Consider the following 15,866-nt stretch of genomic DNA (forward strand, 5'->3'; position numbering starts at 1 on the left):
CGTTGCGACCATACGACTGACCCAGTGACTCGGGCGATCATCCTTAATGATCCTTTTGATTCTTAACCCCGCATCTGGGGCTGATCAGGGGCACTAGGTCACATAGCGGCCACTTTGGGTGGCACGATGCCTGTGTTGCGGTGCGTGCGTGGGGTGCACCGCGCCGGCTGAGGGGACGGTTGAGACACATGAGCACTTCAAGTACGAACACCAGTACGGGGCAGTGGCCGGTGGAGTGGGTGGAGTGGGCCGTCGGGGGCACACACCGCCCGCCCGTGCAGCGCACGAGCAGCACACCGGTGGCCCCCGACCAGTCCAGCCGGGATGTGGCGCTGCTGCGGCTGTCCGACCTGCGGGCCATGCGCCGGGACGCGCAGCGGGACGAGGCCGACCTCAGTTACGTACGGCGGCTGCTCCAGGGACGCATCGACATCCTGCGGGCCGAGCTGGCCCGGCGGGGCGGCGCGGCGGCGCCCTCCGGTCTCGTCGACCGGCTCCCGGAGATCCTCACGGACGCGCCCGCCCGGCACCGTTCCTCCGCCCGCCACGTGACGGTGGGCACCCCCCACCGCGAGGAGTACCGGGCCCTGGCCTCCGACATGCTGGCCGAGGTCGAGCTGTCCGACCTCCAGGCCCGTACGGACGAGGAACTCGCCGAGGGCCTGGGCCGCCTCGTCCGCTACGAGCAGCAGGTCTCCCGCCGCCGCCAGCAGCTGCAGCACACGGCCGACGACTGCGGCGCGGAGATCGCCCGCCGGTACCGCGACGGGGAAGCACAGGTGGACGACCTGCTCCTCTGAGGGGCCTGAGGGATCTGAGGGGATTCGCCCGCGAACGCCGGAGCGGCTGAAAGCAGCCCCTCCGGCGTTCGCGTTTCCTCCGCATCATGAAGTCTGAGGTATGCGCCCTGACGACTGGCACCTCACCGAAGACCTCGACGACTTCCTCGCCCGAAGCGGAGAGTTCCTACGGTCGCGCCCCGCCCTGCACACCACGCCGCTGACGGTGATCGAGAAACTGCGGACGCGCGGAGCGAACGCGTACGGCGCCGGAGCCACCGTCTTCGGCCGGCTGGAGTCAGGGGGCGAGGTACGCGCCATCTTCTACCGCCTTCCGTCCCGCCGTCTGAGCCTCACCACCCTCTCCTCCGAGCAGGCCGACACCCTCGCCGCCCACCTGGCCGGCCTCGGCCACCCCCTCGCCGGTGTCACCGCGGACCATGACACAGCCACCGCGTTCGCCGAGGCCTGGCGGCGGCACGCGGGCGCCACGTCGACGCTCCGCGCGCGGCTCCACCTCTACCGCCTCGGCACGCTCACTCCGCCCGAGCCGTTCCCGGAGGGGCGGGGCCGACTCGTAGGCGAGCCGGACCAGGAGCACCTCATGCGCTGGTGCCGAGAGTTCGCCGCAGACGTCGGGGAAGTTGTCACCATCGACGCCGGCTCCTGGGCCGGAACACGCTTCGCCGAGAAGCACTACACCTACTGGGAGACCCCGGACGGCACGCCCGTCTCCATGGCGGGCGTCAACCCGATGGTCGCCGGTCAGGTCCGGGTGGACCCCGTCTACACCCCCGCCCACCGGCGCGGTCGCGGCTACGCGGGCGCCGTGACGGTCGAGGTCAGCCGCGCGGCGCTCGCCGCGGGCGCCCGGGAGGTCGTGCTGTTCACGAACGCGGCCAACCCCACGAGCAACGCCCTGTACCAGCGCCTCGGTTACCGCCGGGTCACCGACTTCGCCGCGTACGACTTCCGGAATTCCAGCCCGCCCGGCGCCTGAGGACGAGGCCGTCACGACGAAAAGGGGCTCCGGCCGGAAAGGGGGTCTGGGGGCGCAGCCACCAGGCATGGGACGGGTAAGGGCGGCGGGGGCGAAATCCGCGCGACACCCCCGTCCCGGCGCTCCTACCGTGGCACCATGACCCGCTCCCCGGACACCATCGACATACGCCGCCTCACCAGGGACGACATCCCCGAGTGGACCCGCGCCCTGAACACCGGGTTCCTGCGCCCCCCCAAGGTCGCGGAGACCGAGATCGCCGACCGCGCGTCGTACATCATCCCGGAGCGCACCCTCGGGGCCTTCGACGGCGACCGCTGCGTCGCCACCTTCCGGTCCTTCCCCCAGCAGATCACCGCCGTGGGCGGCAGCCCCGTTCCCGCTGACGCCGTATCGAACGTCACCGTCTCGCCCACCCACCGCCGCCGGGGGATCCTCACCCGCATGATGGCCCAGGACCTGAAGGCGGCGAAGGACAGGGGAGACGTCGTCGCGACGCTCATCGCGGCCGAGTACCCGATATACGGCCGCTACGGCTTCGGCCCCGCCACCTGGGCCGCCCGGTGGACCGTCGACGTCCCGCGCACCGGCCTCGACCCCCGCTGGTCGGGCCCGGACGACGGCGGCCGCATCGACCTCGTCGACGGCGCGGACGTCCGCAAGCTCGGCCCCGAACTGCACGAGCGCCTGCGCCGCACCCAGCCCGGCGCCGTCAGCCGCGACGACCGCTGGTGGCAGACCAACACCGGAGCCGTGCTGCTGGACCGCACGCCCTGGACGGAACCCTTCTACGCCGTGTACCGCTCGGCGGCCGGCGAGGTCGAGGGCCTCGTCTCGTACAAGGCGGACGACAACTGGTTCGACAAACAGCCGCAGAACACGGCCGAGGTGAACTGGCTGATCGCCGTGACCCCGGCCGCCGAACGCGCCCTGTGGCACTACCTGTGCTCGATCGACTGGATCATCAAGGTCACGTCGGACATGCGGGCCCCCGACGACCTGCTGCCGCTGTTCTTCCCCGACCCGCGCGCAGCCCGCATCTCCGCTCAGGCGGACTGGTTGTGGGTGCGGGTGCTGGACGTCGTACGGGCCATGGAGGCGCGTACGTACGCGGGGACCGGGACGCTCGTCCTCGAAGTCGTCGACGGGACGGGGCCGGCGGGCGGCCGGTACCGGCTGGAGGCGGGGCCGGACGGGGCTTCCTGCGCGCCCACGCGAGAGAGCGCCGAACTCACCCTGGATATTGGTGAGTTGGGCGCCCTGTGGCTTGGTGACGAGTCGGCGGTGCGGCTTGCCGCGCTCGGCCGGGTGCGGGAGCAGCGGAAGGGCGCCGCCTCCGTTGCCGACGCCCTGCTGCGTACGTCCAGGCGACCGTGGTGCCCGGACATCTTCTGAAGCGGTGCTCCTTCCGTGCGGGTGGTGTGCCGGTACTGCTGTCGATACCGCGGTTGGTACCGCGGTTGGTACCGCGGTTGGTACCGCGGTTGGCACTGCTGTGGTGCTGAATCCGTATCCGTAGCTGTGCAGTTGTGGTAGCTCCCCGTATGAAGTTGTGGTGCGGTTGTGGCTGTGCTGTTCGGTTGTCACTGTGCTGTTCAACTGTGGCTGGGCTCTTCGGTTGTGGCTGTGCTGGGCGGGCCGAGCTCCCGGCTCCCCTCCGGAAGGGAGCCCGGCCGCCGGACTGTCGGCCGTTCAGCCGGACGGTGCCAGCAGCATCACGAGCAGTACGGCTCCGATACCGCTGATCAGCGTGTTCCTGGCCTTGAGCCCGACGGTGAGGGCGAGGACGCCGATGATGCCCATCGGGCCGTACTTCCACTCGATGAGCTGCTCGAACCCGACGGCGAGGGCGGCGGCGGCGATGGCGATGAGCGGCATGACGGTCCCTCCTTCCGGAACGTCCCTCCTTCGGGACGAGACGACGGCGCCCACCTGCTCGACCAAGTCACCCTCAGCGATCGTTGGTCACCTTTTGTGACCAACCCCCCGTCAAGTTTGACCATGTTGCTCAAGTTGGCGACCAACTCCACCGTACTTATCTCCGCTTGGAGTCGTCTCATAACCACCTTCCCTTGAACTGCCCAAAGATGGCGCGAAGTTGTAGGGTTCGGTCGTGGACGGGGAACATGCCGCCGTCAATGGGCGGAAGAGGTCACAACGGCCACAGAGGTCCCACCGCGAGGTGGCCGACGAGCTGCGCAGCCGGATCAGGTCCGGCGAACTGAGGCCGGGGCAGCGCATGCCCACGCAGGCCAAGCTGGCCGACGAGTTCGGTGTGGAGCGGGGCGCCGTACGCCAGGCGCTGCGCATTCTGCAGTCGGAGCAACTGCTCACCAACGTTTCCAAGGGCAGCCCGGCCACCGTGGCTCCGATCCCCGTAAAGGCCCTGGCCGGCCCCGAGGCCCCTCCCCAGCCCACGATGGTGGCGCTCGCCCCGCGTATCTCGGCCGCCTTCGACACCCGGCACGTCGTGATCGACGCGCTGTGCCTGACATCGGTCTCGCTGAACCTCGCCATGGGCGAGCCGTTGCGCGAGATTCACGCGGGGCGAACAAAACCGGCCAGGATCGACGTCCGCGTCCTGCTGCCCAGCCGCGACATCGACCTCGCGTTCCCGGCCCCGGTGGAGGACGCCTCCGACGGCCGGCTGCAGCGCCGCTGGCTCGCGCAGCGCAACGCGCAGGGCCAGGTCCTGCGGCACAACCTGAACGCCCTCCGCACCACGCACGGCATCGACGTGCACGTTTCCTTCCGGGCGCTCCCCTTCACCCCGCCGGTGAAGCTGTACCTGCTGAACGGCGCGGAGGCGCTCTTCGCGTACTACACCGTGCAACGACGGGAGCAGGAGGTGGACAGCGAACAGTTGGAGACGTACGACGCCGAGGGCACCCGGTCGATGCTGTTCGCCTTCCGGCAGGGGGCGGGTCCACGGGACACGGCCTTCGTGGAACAGTCACACCTGTGGTTCAACGCACTGTGGGAGACGATCAGTTCGGAGCTGCTGCTCACGAGTTGACCGTCTCCCACAGGGGACGCGGGTGGGGGGTTGTGGCGTTCTCGGGCGGGGATGGTGGCTGGGATCGTCGCTGCTCACAGGGCCGGCCCGGCGACCATCAGGGCCAGGACGAGCGCCCCGAGGGAGCTGCACGTGGGGCTGTTGGCCTTGATCCCTATGGTGAGGAGCAGGAGGCCGACGATGCCCATGGGGCCGTAGCGCCACTGGACGAGCTCCTGGAATCCGATGACGAAGACCGTGGAGATGAGGGCGAGGACGGGCATGGGGAGTTCCTCCTTCGGGGCGTTTCGGTGGAGCGGGGGACGGAACCGGGGTGACGCGGGGGCGTCGTATGCGCACTTGCTGCGGTCCGCTACATGCCAACAGGCTGCGAGAGGAGGCAAAACTTCCGCCAACTTGGCCAAGTTGGCAGCCAACTTCGACTAAGTTATTCCCACTTGGTCGGCATCCACAAACAACTTCAAAACAACTCCCCAAAGATGGGTGGGAGTTGTACGTTTTGGTCGTGACTCAGGAGAACGTTGCAGTGAACGGCAGCAGAAGGCTCTCACCACAGGAGATCGCCGACGCCCTGCGCGACCGCATACGCGCCGGAGAGCTCAAGGCCGGAGACCGCCTGCCCACCCAGGCCGAGCTCGCCGAGGAGTTCGGCGTGGAACGCGGCACGGTCCGCCAGGCGCTGCGCGCACTCCAGAACGACGGTCTGCTCAGCAACGTGAGCAAGGGCAGCCCGCCCCGCATCGCCGAGCCGGCCCCGACCCACGACGAGCCCCAGCCGACGATGGTGGGCCTGGCCCCCCGCCTGGCGGAGGCGTTCTCGGCCCCGCACGTCCGCATCGACGCGGCATGCCTGACGGCGGAGACCCTGATGCTGGCCCTGGGCGAGCCCCTCCGCATGATCCACGAGGGCCGCGTCCGCCCCGAGACCATCGACGTCCGCATCCTGCTGCCGTCCCGGGACATCAACCTGGCCTTCCCGATCTCCGTCGGGGAACACGGTGACGCCGACCCGGTCCACGACCGCTGGCTGGCCCAGCGCAACGCCCAGGGCCACGTCCTGCGTCACAACCTCCGCTCCCTGCGCTCCTCGCACGGCATCGCCGTGAACGTCACGTTCCGGGCGCTGCCCTTCACTCCACCCGTGAAGCTGTACCTGCTGAACGAGTCGGAGGCGCTGATCGCGTACTACATGATCACTCGACGCGAGGAGCCGTCGGACACGGGATCCCTGGACATGTACGACGTCCTGGGCACCGAGTCCCTCCTCTTCTCCTTCGAGAAGCGTGAGGGGCGACGGGACTCCGCGTTCGTGGAGGAATCGCAGCGGTGGTTCGATGCCCTCTGGGAAACCATCACCTCGGACCTGACACTCTCCTAGTGACTTCTGATACAGCGCAGACTGAGCGGGTGACAGTGGAGACGGACAACCTGCGAGAACTGATCACCCCCGTCCGCTTCGTGCTCTGGGACCTGGACGGGCCGATATGCCGGTTGTTCGCGGGCCATCCGGCGCACCAGGTCGCCAGGGATCTGGTGGAGTTGGTCGAGGGGCGCGGCCTGGGCGGGCTGCTGACCAGCGAGGAGCGACGCACACAGGATCCGCAGACGGTCCTGCGCGGGGTCTCCCTGCGGCTTCCCGAAGGGGACCTGATCATCGAGCTCGAGGAATGGCTCACCCGGCAGGAACTGCTCGCGGTTCCGACGGCGTACCCCACCGCACACGCGGACCCGCTCATCAGGACCTGGGCGTCGCGAGCCCGGTTCGCCATCACGACGAACAACGCGGCGCTCGCGGCCGCCCGCTACATCGAGAGCCGCGGCCTCACCGACTGCTTCCCCTACATCTACGGCCGCACACGGCGGATCGACCTGATGAAGCCGGACCCCCACTACCTGCATCAGGCGCTGAACGCCATGGGCGCGGACCCGTCGGACTCCCTGATGATCGGCGACGCACCCTCCGACTTCGTGGCGGCACAGAAGGCCCGCGTGTCGTTCCTCGGGTACGCGCGAAATGAGGTCAAGCTCCGCGCCCTGCTGGCGGCCGGAGTCCGGCGCGAAAACATCGTGAGCTCCCTGCAGCAGGTGCAACTCGCGCTGACGGCTCGGGCCTGAATGCGGCGTCAGGCGAGGAGCAACGGCAACTTTTTTTGAGGGCTGAGGGCTGAGGGCCAGCCACTCAGCCTGGCCGCCGATGTGTCCGACAGCGCCTTTCGCTCGGCCCGAGGCTGGTTTGCTGATCGGTTGGGCGAGGTACGGACGCCCTGTGAAGGGCGAGTATGGGGGCGGCAAGGAGTTCGAGCGCGTCGCGGGCGAGCTGCGGACTCGCTTGGCCGAGGGCGTCTACCCGGTGCAGTCACGGCTGCCGTCGCAGCGTGAACTGGCCGAGGAGTTCGGCGTGTCGCGCGACACCGTGCAGCGGGTGCTCAAAGAACTGAAGAGCGAGGGCTGGATCGAGTCCCGGCAGGGCAGCGGGTCTCGGGTGGTCAAAAGGAACCAGCGGATCCATTCGCCGACGAGGTGCGCGCGGCCCGGCGGCACGGTCACCCTGGGGCCGTATATCAGCGAGGCGTTCGAGCAGTCCGAAGTGATCCTGGACGTCTACACGCTGACCTCGGAGTCCCTCGACGCGCACGTCAGGACGCAGGCGGAACGGATCCGGGCCGGACAGATCGGTCCGGAGCGCATCGCGCTGCGCATGCTGCTGCCCTCCGAGTCGGTGGAGTTCCCGTACTGGCGGTCCAAGGACGGCGTGCACGACGACATCCTCAGGGAGCGCGTGCTGGCCGTAACGCGTCGGCACACCGTGTCGCTGCGCACCGTGCTGAGCGATCTGCGGACCATGAAGCTCGTGTCCTCCGTGGACTTCGAGATCCGCCAGCTCGAGGTGGCGCCCTTGTTCAAGCTGTACCTGATCAACAAGGTGGACGCGCTGCACGGACCCTACGTGCCCTTCAAGCGCAGGATCGTGCTGGACGACGGCAGGGAGATCGAGGCCACCGACGTGTTCGGACTGGGCGCCACGCTGACGCACCACATGATGGACGACGACCGCTCCTCGCAGGGGACCGTGTTCGTGAACGGCATGCAGTCCTGGTTCGACGGGGCCTGGGACCTGCTGGTCGGTCAGCCGGCCTGATACCGGCTCGCCCAGCGCGCGTTCCGGACCTTCTCGGCGGCCTCGATGAGGGGAAGGTAGGAGTCGACCACGGCGTTCGCCTTGTTCGCCGCCATGCCCGATGCCTTGGCCCTGTCCTGCGTGTAGCCGAGAAAGGGAAGGCTGGTGTCGGCCGATCGGGCTGCTTCGAGGTCGCTCGGTTGGTCCCCCACGAGGAGACATGAAACGGCCGGGACACCCAGGTACCTGAGTCCGCGTTGCACACAGTCGGGGTCCGGTTTCATGAGACCCGCGTTATGGGGGTCCCGTCCGAAGACGTTCTCGAACCTCTCCTCCAGCCCATGACGCTTCAGGTACGCCCGGATCGGCAGCTCGGCGTTGTTGCTCACGATGACCATACGGATGCCGAGCTCGTGCAACAGATCCAGCAGTGTTCCGATGAGAGGGGTCTCAACAGCCGTCTCCACGGCGCTGAGTTCCTGGCCCGCCACGATGAGTTCCGCCTGGTCGAGCGGGTCCTGGCCGAGTGACCGCGTGGCCGACCGGTCGTACATGCCCCTGAGGTGGCGAAGAATGCCGTGGGAGTCGTCGCAGTTCTCCACTTCCTCGTTGAGACGGCCCCACGTCTTCCGTGCCATGACCTTGATTTCGTGAGCGATGGGGGAGGTTGACACGCCTCCGAACAGGTCACACACAGGCCCGTCGAAGTCGAACAGGACCGCTCGCGTCCCGTTGAGCAGCCCCCACAATGCGGCGGCATCGTCGTTCAGGTGTCTCGTCGCTGCCATGCCAGCCAGTGTTGCTCATCCGGCCGTGGTGCCCCAAGGGCGCAGGACTCTCCCGGCCGCGATGCCCGACAGCACCATGAGGGAGTGCAGCCGTCGTCGGGCCGCGGACCGACATGTCCAGCGTGTTCCCCCCTGTCGGAATGCGCCTTGTGGAAGGGCCTCTGAGGGATGGCGGAGTTGATTGCTCATCACCGTAAAGTTGTAATGACTTGGTGGGCGGTCGAGACCAGGAGAACGGTGCGGTGAACAGCGGCAAGAGGCTCTCGCCCGCAGATGTGGCCGACAAACTGCGGGAGCGCATCCAGCGCGGAGAACTCAGCGCGGGCGACAAGTTGCCGACCCAGGCCAAGCTTGCTGAGCAGTACGGCGTGGAGCGGGGTACTGTGCGGCAAGCCTTGCGGAGGCTTCAGGAAGACGGCCTGCTCAGCCACGTCAGCAAGGGCACCCCGCCACGGGTGGCGGAGCCACGCCGTCTGCCTCCTGGGAAACCTCGGAGCGCAATGGCCGGTCTGGCCCCGCGACTTGTGGACGCCTTCTCGGAGCCGCACGTCCGGATCGATGCGGCCTGCCTCACGGCCGAGACGCTGATGTGGTCGATGGATGCTCCCATGCGCATGATCGAGACGGGAGAAGCACGCCCCCGGTCTGTCACTGCCCGCATCGTCCTTCCCCCGAAGGAGTTGAAGCGGCACTACCCCGCGCCCTTCGATGGCTGGGGCCATGACCAAGGGATCGACGATGCGGTGCATGGACGCTCCGTAAAACAGCATGAGCGTCAGATCACGGTTCTGGAGGGACAGTTCCGCAAACTTCGTGACGCCTACGAGATCCCCGCGTCCGTGGAGTTCCGGGCGGGAGACGGCACGCCTTTCAACAAGCTTTACTTGCTCAACGACGCCGAAGTCCTCTTTGCTTACTACATCATCGGTGAGAAGAAGAAAGAAGAGGTGGGCGGGGTCGAATTGGAGTTGCGGGATGCCCGTGGGACAGAGTCGCCGCTCTTCTCCTTCCATGTCCAGCAAGGCGAACGAGACCAGCTGTTCGTCGCAACCTCAAGGGAGTGGTTTGATGCATTGTGGGAGACTTTGGACCCAGTTGTGAAGTAGCTGTGAGAATGTGAGTAGTTGTACCGGGTGCGGCCGAACGGGTTGACCCGTGTGGCCTTCCGGACATGTGGTCACCCGGTGCACGAGACCTCAGGCAGAGACGCTAACCTCCGCCCATGCTGTCCCCTCTGTCACCCAGAGCGCGTAGGGCGCTCGTGCATCGCCTCGTGGAGTCACGCCGGAGGCGAGGCAGCGGTGAGGTGCTCCTGGGGCATCACAACGTCAATCACATTCTGCCGCTCGGGATCCTGGTGGCCTGCTTGCTGGGGACCAGGCCCTTCGCCCGTATCAAGTACAGGGTGCCGCGGAAGGCGGTGGAAGTGGTGCCGCGCACGTGGCAGCGCGAATCGGATGTGTTGCAGGTCGTGTGCCGCCATCTCCGCGAAGTTCCGCGATGTCTACTCGACCTGGGAGACCGGTCCGTTCACGCTTACCGGGTGGGCAAGGTGCTCGGTGACGAGAACCCTGACGGCCGTGTCGACGAGGCACTGATGCGGTCTTTCGCAGAGTTCTTCGTCAGAACCGCACAAGTCCCGGTGGCCGAACTGCCGCCTCGCCCCGAGGGATGGCCGGAGGACGGGGACAGCGTGGGATTTCTTCACTGGCTGGTCGACTTCTCGGACGAGCGGGTGTACAAGGCCAATCGGGACCGCTTCGGCTCGCTCTTTGCTGACATGGGTATTGCTGAAGGCGTGATGGCGGACTTCAAGCGACGCCATGGCCGGTTGACCTCACGTCCCTTCAGGCTCCTTCACTCTGACCTCCATCGGGCCAATGTCGTGCTCCGAAGAGGGCGACTCACGGTGATCGACTGGGAGTTGGCGCTCTTTGGTGATCCCGTGCATGACCTGGCGACGCACCTGGTACGCATGAGGTACGGGAAGCAGGACCGGGTTCGTGTGACGGAAATGTGGTTCGAGGCGATGAACGGGGCCGGTTACAGCGACTTGACCGCCGGTGTTGACGCCGACTTGCCTGTGTACACGGCCTTTGAATATGCCCAGTCGGTGTTTCCCGACATCATGCGTGCGGCACTCAACCTGCCGGGGAGCCCCGAGGAGGAGGAATTCCTGGAAGCGGGGCGGAGGATTCGCAGTGCGGTGGGACGGGCCCGAGAGCCCTTGCGCTTGGTGAGCGTGCCGGACTTGAAGGACACGGTGGCCGCGTTGCGCAGGTGGCATTGTGGTGCCGGCGCGCAGACACGATGACGGAGTGAGGATGGCGTGGCGGACGATGAGCAGCGTGGGCGACATGTGCTGAACGACCCCGTACTGCTGCGTGAGTTGGTCGAACAAGTCGATGGCGGGCGGTGCGTCCTTTTCGACTTCGACGGGCCGCTGTGCCGGCTGTTCCCCGACGGTTCGTCGGCGCCGGTGGCCCGTGAGCTTCGGCGCCTTGTCGCCGAGCGCGGAGCTGCGGGTCTTCTCAGCAGGAGTGATCGTGAGTCCATCGATCCCCAGATCGTGCTGCGCGCCGTGGACCGGGCTTGTCCGGGCAGTGAGTTGGTCGTGGAGTTGGAAGAGCGGCTGGTCGAGGCCGAGATGACTGCGGCCGCCGTCGCGCCGCCCACTCCAGGCGCGGCCGCGCTGGTGCGCCTTCTGGTGGAGGCCGGGGTTCGGGTCGCGGTGGCGACCAACAACTCGCCGGCTGCTGTGGACGTGTATCTGCGCCGCGTGGGTCTCGACGGGTACCTTGCGGGTCATGTGCACGGCCGGACGGACAACCCGAAGTTGCTGAAACCCGATCCCGACTGTCTGTATCGGGCGCTGGGAGATCTCGGCGCCGACGCGCACGAAGCCGTGATGGTCGGAGACACGGAGACGGATTTGTACGCCGCACGCGAGGCCAAAGTGGCTTTCGTCGGTTATGTCCAGGATGAGGTGGCGGCGAAGTCGCTCTGGGCCGCAGGAGCGGGCCTCGTCATGTCGCGATTCGCTTTGTTGTCGGTAATGATTCCGCAGTCCCCTTCCTGACGGCCCTCGGAGCCAGGCACCATGGGCAGGCTCAGTTGAAATCGGGCGCCGACAGGGGGACTTGGTGTCAAACGCAAGGCCGTCGCTGAGTACCAGACTGGCATCGGGCTGGGAACGTGCGGAGAGCACGGTGACCAGGATCCTGCTTCTGGGCGTCTTCCTCGTCGGGTTGGTGGCACAGTTCGTCAAGCCGGTGGGAGACGCGCTCGAAGGGAAGGTCTACATCGGTGGCGCGCTGCTGAGCCTCGTGGGTTACGTGCTCTACGCCGAGGTTCAGCGGTTGAACGCGGCGCATGCAACGCAGTTGGAGGGTACGGACAGCCTGCACGACACGATCCAGCGGCTCACCGAAGAAGTGCAGCACCTGAACGCGGCGCTGCGTCCTCAAGCGGGCGAAGTGGTCACGCCGGCCGATCTGGAAGCAGAATTCCAGGAGGTTCTGCACGGCGGAGGTGAGGTGCACCTCGCTGCGATGGGCTTTACCGGAGAGACTTTCGCCGCTCCGCTGAAGCGTCTGCTGGAACGTCTTCCGCCCAATACGGGGCGGTCCGTGCATCTCCGGGTCCTGGTTCCCGACTTCACGAAACCCATTGAGGTGCCGGGACTGGTGGGTCCCGACGGAAAGGTCGCCGATGCGCCTGGATTCAGGCGGAGCCTGGTGCGGCAGATCGAGAGCTACGAGTCCGTGTTGAAGGCCCTGATCGGCAGGATGGGGGACAAGGGGCAGGGCAGTTTGTCCGTCGAATTCCGTGTGATGCACATGTCGCCCTCCCTCAAGCTCTACCTCATCAATGATGACCAGGCTTTCGAGGGGATCTACGACAAGATCGAGCTGCGCCGGGACGAGTACCAGGCTGGACTGTCAGCCCAGGGGAACGGCGGTGTCACGGACGGTCGGCTTCTGGATCTCCTCGGGTACGATTCCTTGCTGACACGCTGGCGCTGGGACGACGGAGAGCGTGCCCGGGCCGTCATCACCCGTCGCCGGGAGCTCTTCGACACGTTCTGGAAGGCCGCGCACGAACTGGCGGCCGTCACCGAGAGGAGTGGCGCGGACGCTCGGTAGGCGGCCGACAGCTGTTGTGGGTGGTGCACTCCGTCTTCACGAAGTGATCAGGGGAGCGCGGATCTCAGAGACGGACGCCTCGGCCGAGTCGATCGGGCGGACCGCATGGCGGCTGCAGGGCTTCTGTGTCCGAGGGGCCGTGCCCCTCGGATCATTGCCGCAGCTCGAGGGCGTGCTCACATGGTGGTGCCGCGGCCGAGAAGTCCTGGCCTCTGCGTAGCCTCGAGGTATGACCGAGACCGGCCTGCGGGAGCGCAAGAAGCGGCGGATGTACCAGGTGGTGTCCGACATCGCGATCGGGCTGTTCCTGGAGAAGGGGTTCGACCAGGTGTCCGTCGCCGAGGTGGCCGCCGCCGCCGAGATCTCCAAGCCGACGCTCTTCCGGTACTTCCCGGCCAAGGAGGACCTCGTACTGCACCGGATCGCCGATCACGAGGGGGAGCCGGCGCGGGTCGTGGGGGAGCGGGGGGAGGGGCAGTCGCCGGTGGACGCGTTGCGGGCGAGGTTCCTGGAGGGGCTGGCCCGTCGGGATCCCGTCACCGGGCTGAACGGGCATCCCCAGGTGCTCGCCTTTCATCGGCTGCTGTACGGCACCCCCTCCCTGGTCGCGCGCGCGTACGCCCAGCTGGAGCGGTCCGAGGCCGCGCTGGCGGAGGCGCTGGGCGGGGATCTCGACGCCCGCGTGGCCGCCGGACAGATCATCGCCGTGCAGCGCGTGCTCGCGCTGGAGAACTGGCGCCGGGTGGCCGCCGGGGAGGCCGTGGAGGACGTCGAGCCGGACGCGGTGGCGGCGGCCGAGCGGGCGTTCGCGCGGTTGGAGGCCGTGGTGTCCTCGTGAGGCCCAGCGAATGAGTCACGGTCAATAATTTAACTCGGTTGCTTTTTCTGGGTATCGTCTGGGGAATGACGCCGACCGAACTCGCCCTCCAGCACGCCCTCGCCCAGGAACGCGCCCACCACGACACCTGCCGCGCCGCCCTCGCCGCCATGGTGGAGGGCGCCCAGGAGCACGTGGTCACCGGTGAGGACGTGTCCGCCTCCGGTGCCGATGCCGAGGTGCTCGGGTACCGGCTGCGCAGCCGGGCCAAGGAGATGCGCGAACTGCCCGAAGGGCCGCTGTTCTTCGGGCGGCTGGACTTCGCGGCCGACGACACGGGGCACGCGGGGCGGAGCGATCACGCGGGGCAGAGCGATCACGCCGGGCAGAGCTACCACATCGGTCGGCTCCGCATCAGCTCGGAGCCGACCGCTCCGCCGCTCGTCGTCGACTGGCGCGCGCCCGTCTCCCGCGCCTTCTACCAGGCCGGCCCCCACGACCCGCGGGGAGTCGCCGTCCGGCGCCGTTTCGGCTGGGCTCCCGGCAGCCGGGGCGACTCCGCCGACCTCACCGGGCTGGAGGACGAGCACCTCTCCAGCGGGGAGCGGCAAGCGGACAGCCGTATCCTCACCGCCGAGATCGAGCGTCCCCGCGTCGGCCCCATGCGCGACATCGCCGCCACCATCCAGCCCGACCAGGACGACCTCGTGCGCGCCGGCCTCGCCACCTCCCTGTGCGTGCAGGGCGCCCCGGGCACGGGCAAGACGGCCGTGGGCCTGCACCGGGCCGCGTATCTGCTGTACACGTATCCCCAGCGCATCCGTCGCGGTGGCCTCCTCGTCCTCGGCCCCAACCGCACCTTCCTGACCTACATCGCGGAGGTGCTGCCCGCTCTCGGTGAGAGCGGCGTGCGGCAGTCCACCGTCGGCGAGGAGATCGCCCGGCAGCCCGTCACGGCCGTGGACGACGAGCGGGCCGCCGTCGTGAAGCACGATCCGCGCATGGCGGAGGTGGTGCGCCGGGCGCTCTACGGCCGCGTCGCGTCACCGTCCGCACCGGCCGGCCCCCTCGTCGTACCCGACGGTTCGTACCGCTGGCGCGTCCCGGAGGACGAACTCCGGCGGATCGTCGAGGACGTACGGTCCGAGGAGCCCCCGTACGCCGTCGGGCGGGAGCGGCTGCGGACACGGATCGTGCGCTGCGTCCAGGCACAGGCCGAGCGGCGGACCGGAACACGGCCGAACTCCTGGACATGGAAGATCTCCCGGTCCAGGCCGGTCGGCGCGTGCGTCGAGGCCCTGTGGCCGCGGGTGCGGCCGGAGGAGGTCGTCGCCGCGCTGCTCGGCGACCCCGAGGCGCTGGCCGCGGCCGCGGACGGGGTGCTCGACGCGGAGGAGTAGCGGGCCGTCCGGTGGGCCCGGCCGCCGCGTTCGTACCGGTCGGCGCGGTGGTCGGCCGCGGACCTCGTCCTCCTCGACGAGGTCGCGGGCCTGATCGAGCATCCCGAGAGCTACGGCCATGTCGTGGTCGACGAGGCGCAGGACCTGTCGCCGATGGAGTGCCGGGCCATCGCCCGCAGGGCCGCCTTCGGCTCGCTCACCGTGCTGGGCGACCTCGCGCAGGGCACCACGCCGTGGGCGGCCCGCGCCTGGCCCGACCTGATGGCGCACCTGGGCAGGCCGGACGTCGCGATCGTGCCGCTGACGACCGGCTTCCGGGTGCCGGAGACGGTCGTACGGCTCTCCAACCGGCTCCTCTCGCGCCTGGACGTCGAGGTGCCGGAGGCCAGGTCGCTGCGGGCGGGAGGCGAGCTGAGGGTGCGGGAGACGGCCGACGCCGTGGCCACCACCGTCGAGGCCGTGCGGGACGGGCTCGCCCGCGAAGGGTCCGTCGGGGTCATCGTGCCGTCCGAGTCCGATGTCCTACGACTGCGGAAGGCGCTCGACGCGGCGGGCGTCCCGGCCGCCGGGCCCGGCGAACCCGGCGCGCGCGTCACCGTGCTGGCCGCGGGCTCGGCCAAGGGCCTGGAGTACGACCACGTGGTGGCCGTGGAGCCCGCGGCGATCGCGGAGGAGGGGGCGCGCGGGCTGAACCTGCTGTACGTGGTGCTCACCAGGGCCGTGTCACGCCTGGACGTGGTGCACGAACGTCCGCTGCCCTGGTGACCGCGGCCCCGGCCCGATCCGCTCGCTGATGCCCTCGG

General features: G+C 68.4%; 15 protein-coding genes and 1 pseudogene. 13 read left to right on the plus strand and 3 right to left on the minus strand.

All coding sequences use genetic code 11. The features are described 5' to 3' along the window. Nucleotides 1-188 precede the first annotated feature (188 nt). The 3 genes from ACZ49J_RS36565 (at nt 189) to ACZ49J_RS36575 (ending at nt 3,174) form a co-directional block, all read left to right on the plus strand. Entirely contained in the window at nt 189-800 is a 612-nt protein-coding gene (locus ACZ49J_RS36565; RefSeq protein WP_467455165.1) for an RsiG family protein, read from the plus strand. Between the two features lie 100 nt (nt 801-900). Next, nucleotides 901-1,779 carry a GNAT family N-acetyltransferase gene (locus ACZ49J_RS36570; protein ID WP_467455164.1) on the plus strand — a complete coding sequence of 293 codons (879 nt, stop codon included), beginning with the start codon at nt 901-903 and terminating at the stop codon, nt 1,777-1,779. Between the two features lie 138 nt (nt 1,780-1,917). Beyond that, nucleotides 1,918-3,174 carry a GNAT family N-acetyltransferase gene (locus ACZ49J_RS36575; RefSeq protein WP_467455163.1) on the plus strand — a complete coding sequence of 419 codons (1,257 nt, stop codon included), beginning with the start codon at nt 1,918-1,920 and terminating at the stop codon, nt 3,172-3,174. 297 nt (nt 3,175-3,471) lie between these two features. On the opposite strand, the gene ACZ49J_RS36580 is transcribed toward ACZ49J_RS36575, so the two are convergent. After that, a complete protein-coding gene (locus ACZ49J_RS36580; RefSeq protein WP_467455161.1) occupies nt 3,472-3,657 on the minus strand; it encodes a hypothetical protein in 186 nt (61 codons plus the stop codon). 235 nt (nt 3,658-3,892) lie between these two features. Between ACZ49J_RS36580 and ACZ49J_RS36585 the strand changes: the two genes are divergently transcribed. Beyond that, nucleotides 3,893-4,795: a winged helix-turn-helix domain-containing protein gene (locus tag ACZ49J_RS36585; RefSeq protein ID WP_467455160.1), complete on the plus strand. Its 903-nt coding sequence runs from the start codon at nt 3,893-3,895 to the stop codon at nt 4,793-4,795. Nucleotides 4,796-4,869: 74 nt separating this feature from the next. Here ACZ49J_RS36585 and ACZ49J_RS36590 read toward each other — a convergent pair whose 3' ends face one another. Then, nucleotides 4,870-5,058 carry a hypothetical protein gene (locus ACZ49J_RS36590; protein ID WP_467455159.1) on the minus strand — a complete coding sequence of 63 codons (189 nt, stop codon included), beginning with the start codon at nt 5,056-5,058 and terminating at the stop codon, nt 4,870-4,872. A gap of 236 nt (nt 5,059-5,294) precedes the next feature. On the opposite strand from ACZ49J_RS36590, the gene ACZ49J_RS36595 reads away from it, so the two are divergent. The 3 genes from ACZ49J_RS36595 to ACZ49J_RS36605 all read left to right on the plus strand — a co-directional run bounded on the left by ACZ49J_RS36595 (nt 5,295) and on the right by ACZ49J_RS36605 (nt 7,934). Further along, the gene (locus tag ACZ49J_RS36595) at nt 5,295-6,173 is read left to right on the plus strand and encodes a GntR family transcriptional regulator (RefSeq protein ID WP_467455158.1); all 879 of its coding nucleotides are present in this window, start codon (nt 5,295-5,297) and stop codon (nt 6,171-6,173) included. A gap of 29 nt (nt 6,174-6,202) precedes the next feature. Continuing rightward, entirely contained in the window at nt 6,203-6,910 is a 708-nt protein-coding gene (locus ACZ49J_RS36600) for an HAD family hydrolase (protein WP_467455156.1), read from the plus strand. Nucleotides 6,911-7,061: 151 nt separating this feature from the next. Continuing rightward, nucleotides 7,062-7,934 carry a GntR family transcriptional regulator gene (locus ACZ49J_RS36605; protein WP_467455155.1) on the plus strand — a complete coding sequence of 291 codons (873 nt, stop codon included), beginning with the start codon at nt 7,062-7,064 and terminating at the stop codon, nt 7,932-7,934. On the opposite strand, the gene ACZ49J_RS36610 is transcribed toward ACZ49J_RS36605, so the two are convergent. After that, a complete protein-coding gene (locus ACZ49J_RS36610) occupies nt 7,922-8,701 on the minus strand; it encodes an HAD family hydrolase (protein WP_467455153.1) in 780 nt (259 codons plus the stop codon). The genes ACZ49J_RS36605 and ACZ49J_RS36610 overlap by 13 nt on opposite strands. A 242-nt stretch (nt 8,702-8,943) precedes the next feature. Between ACZ49J_RS36610 and ACZ49J_RS36615 the strand changes: the two genes are divergently transcribed. The 6 genes and pseudogenes from ACZ49J_RS36615 to ACZ49J_RS36640 all read left to right on the plus strand — a co-directional run bounded on the left by ACZ49J_RS36615 (nt 8,944) and on the right by ACZ49J_RS36640 (nt 15,828). Further along, complete coding sequence (locus tag ACZ49J_RS36615) at nt 8,944-9,807, plus strand: winged helix-turn-helix domain-containing protein (RefSeq protein WP_467455152.1); 864 nt, start codon at nt 8,944-8,946, stop codon at nt 9,805-9,807. A 116-nt stretch (nt 9,808-9,923) separates the two neighbouring features. After that, nucleotides 9,924-11,015, plus strand: a complete 1,092-nt coding sequence (locus tag ACZ49J_RS36620) for an aminoglycoside phosphotransferase family protein (RefSeq protein WP_467455151.1) — start codon at nt 9,924-9,926, stop codon at nt 11,013-11,015. Between the two features lie 15 nt (nt 11,016-11,030). Further along, nucleotides 11,031-11,780, plus strand: a complete 750-nt coding sequence (locus tag ACZ49J_RS36625; RefSeq protein WP_467455149.1) for an HAD family hydrolase — start codon at nt 11,031-11,033, stop codon at nt 11,778-11,780. A gap of 130 nt (nt 11,781-11,910) precedes the next feature. Further along, nucleotides 11,911-12,846 (plus strand): ATP/GTP-binding protein, encoded by a 936-nt coding sequence (locus ACZ49J_RS36630; protein WP_467455148.1) that lies wholly within the window; start codon nt 11,911-11,913, stop codon nt 12,844-12,846. 229 nt (nt 12,847-13,075) lie between these two features. Then, nucleotides 13,076-13,684, plus strand: a complete 609-nt coding sequence (locus tag ACZ49J_RS36635) for a TetR family transcriptional regulator (protein ID WP_467455147.1) — start codon at nt 13,076-13,078, stop codon at nt 13,682-13,684. Nucleotides 13,685-13,749: 65 nt separating this feature from the next. After that, nucleotides 13,750-15,828: pseudogene (locus ACZ49J_RS36640) on the plus strand (HelD family protein). The last annotated feature ends 38 nt before the right edge of the window (nt 15,829-15,866 follow it).

It is taken from the genome of Streptomyces sp. NPDC030840, from assembly GCF_055572015.1.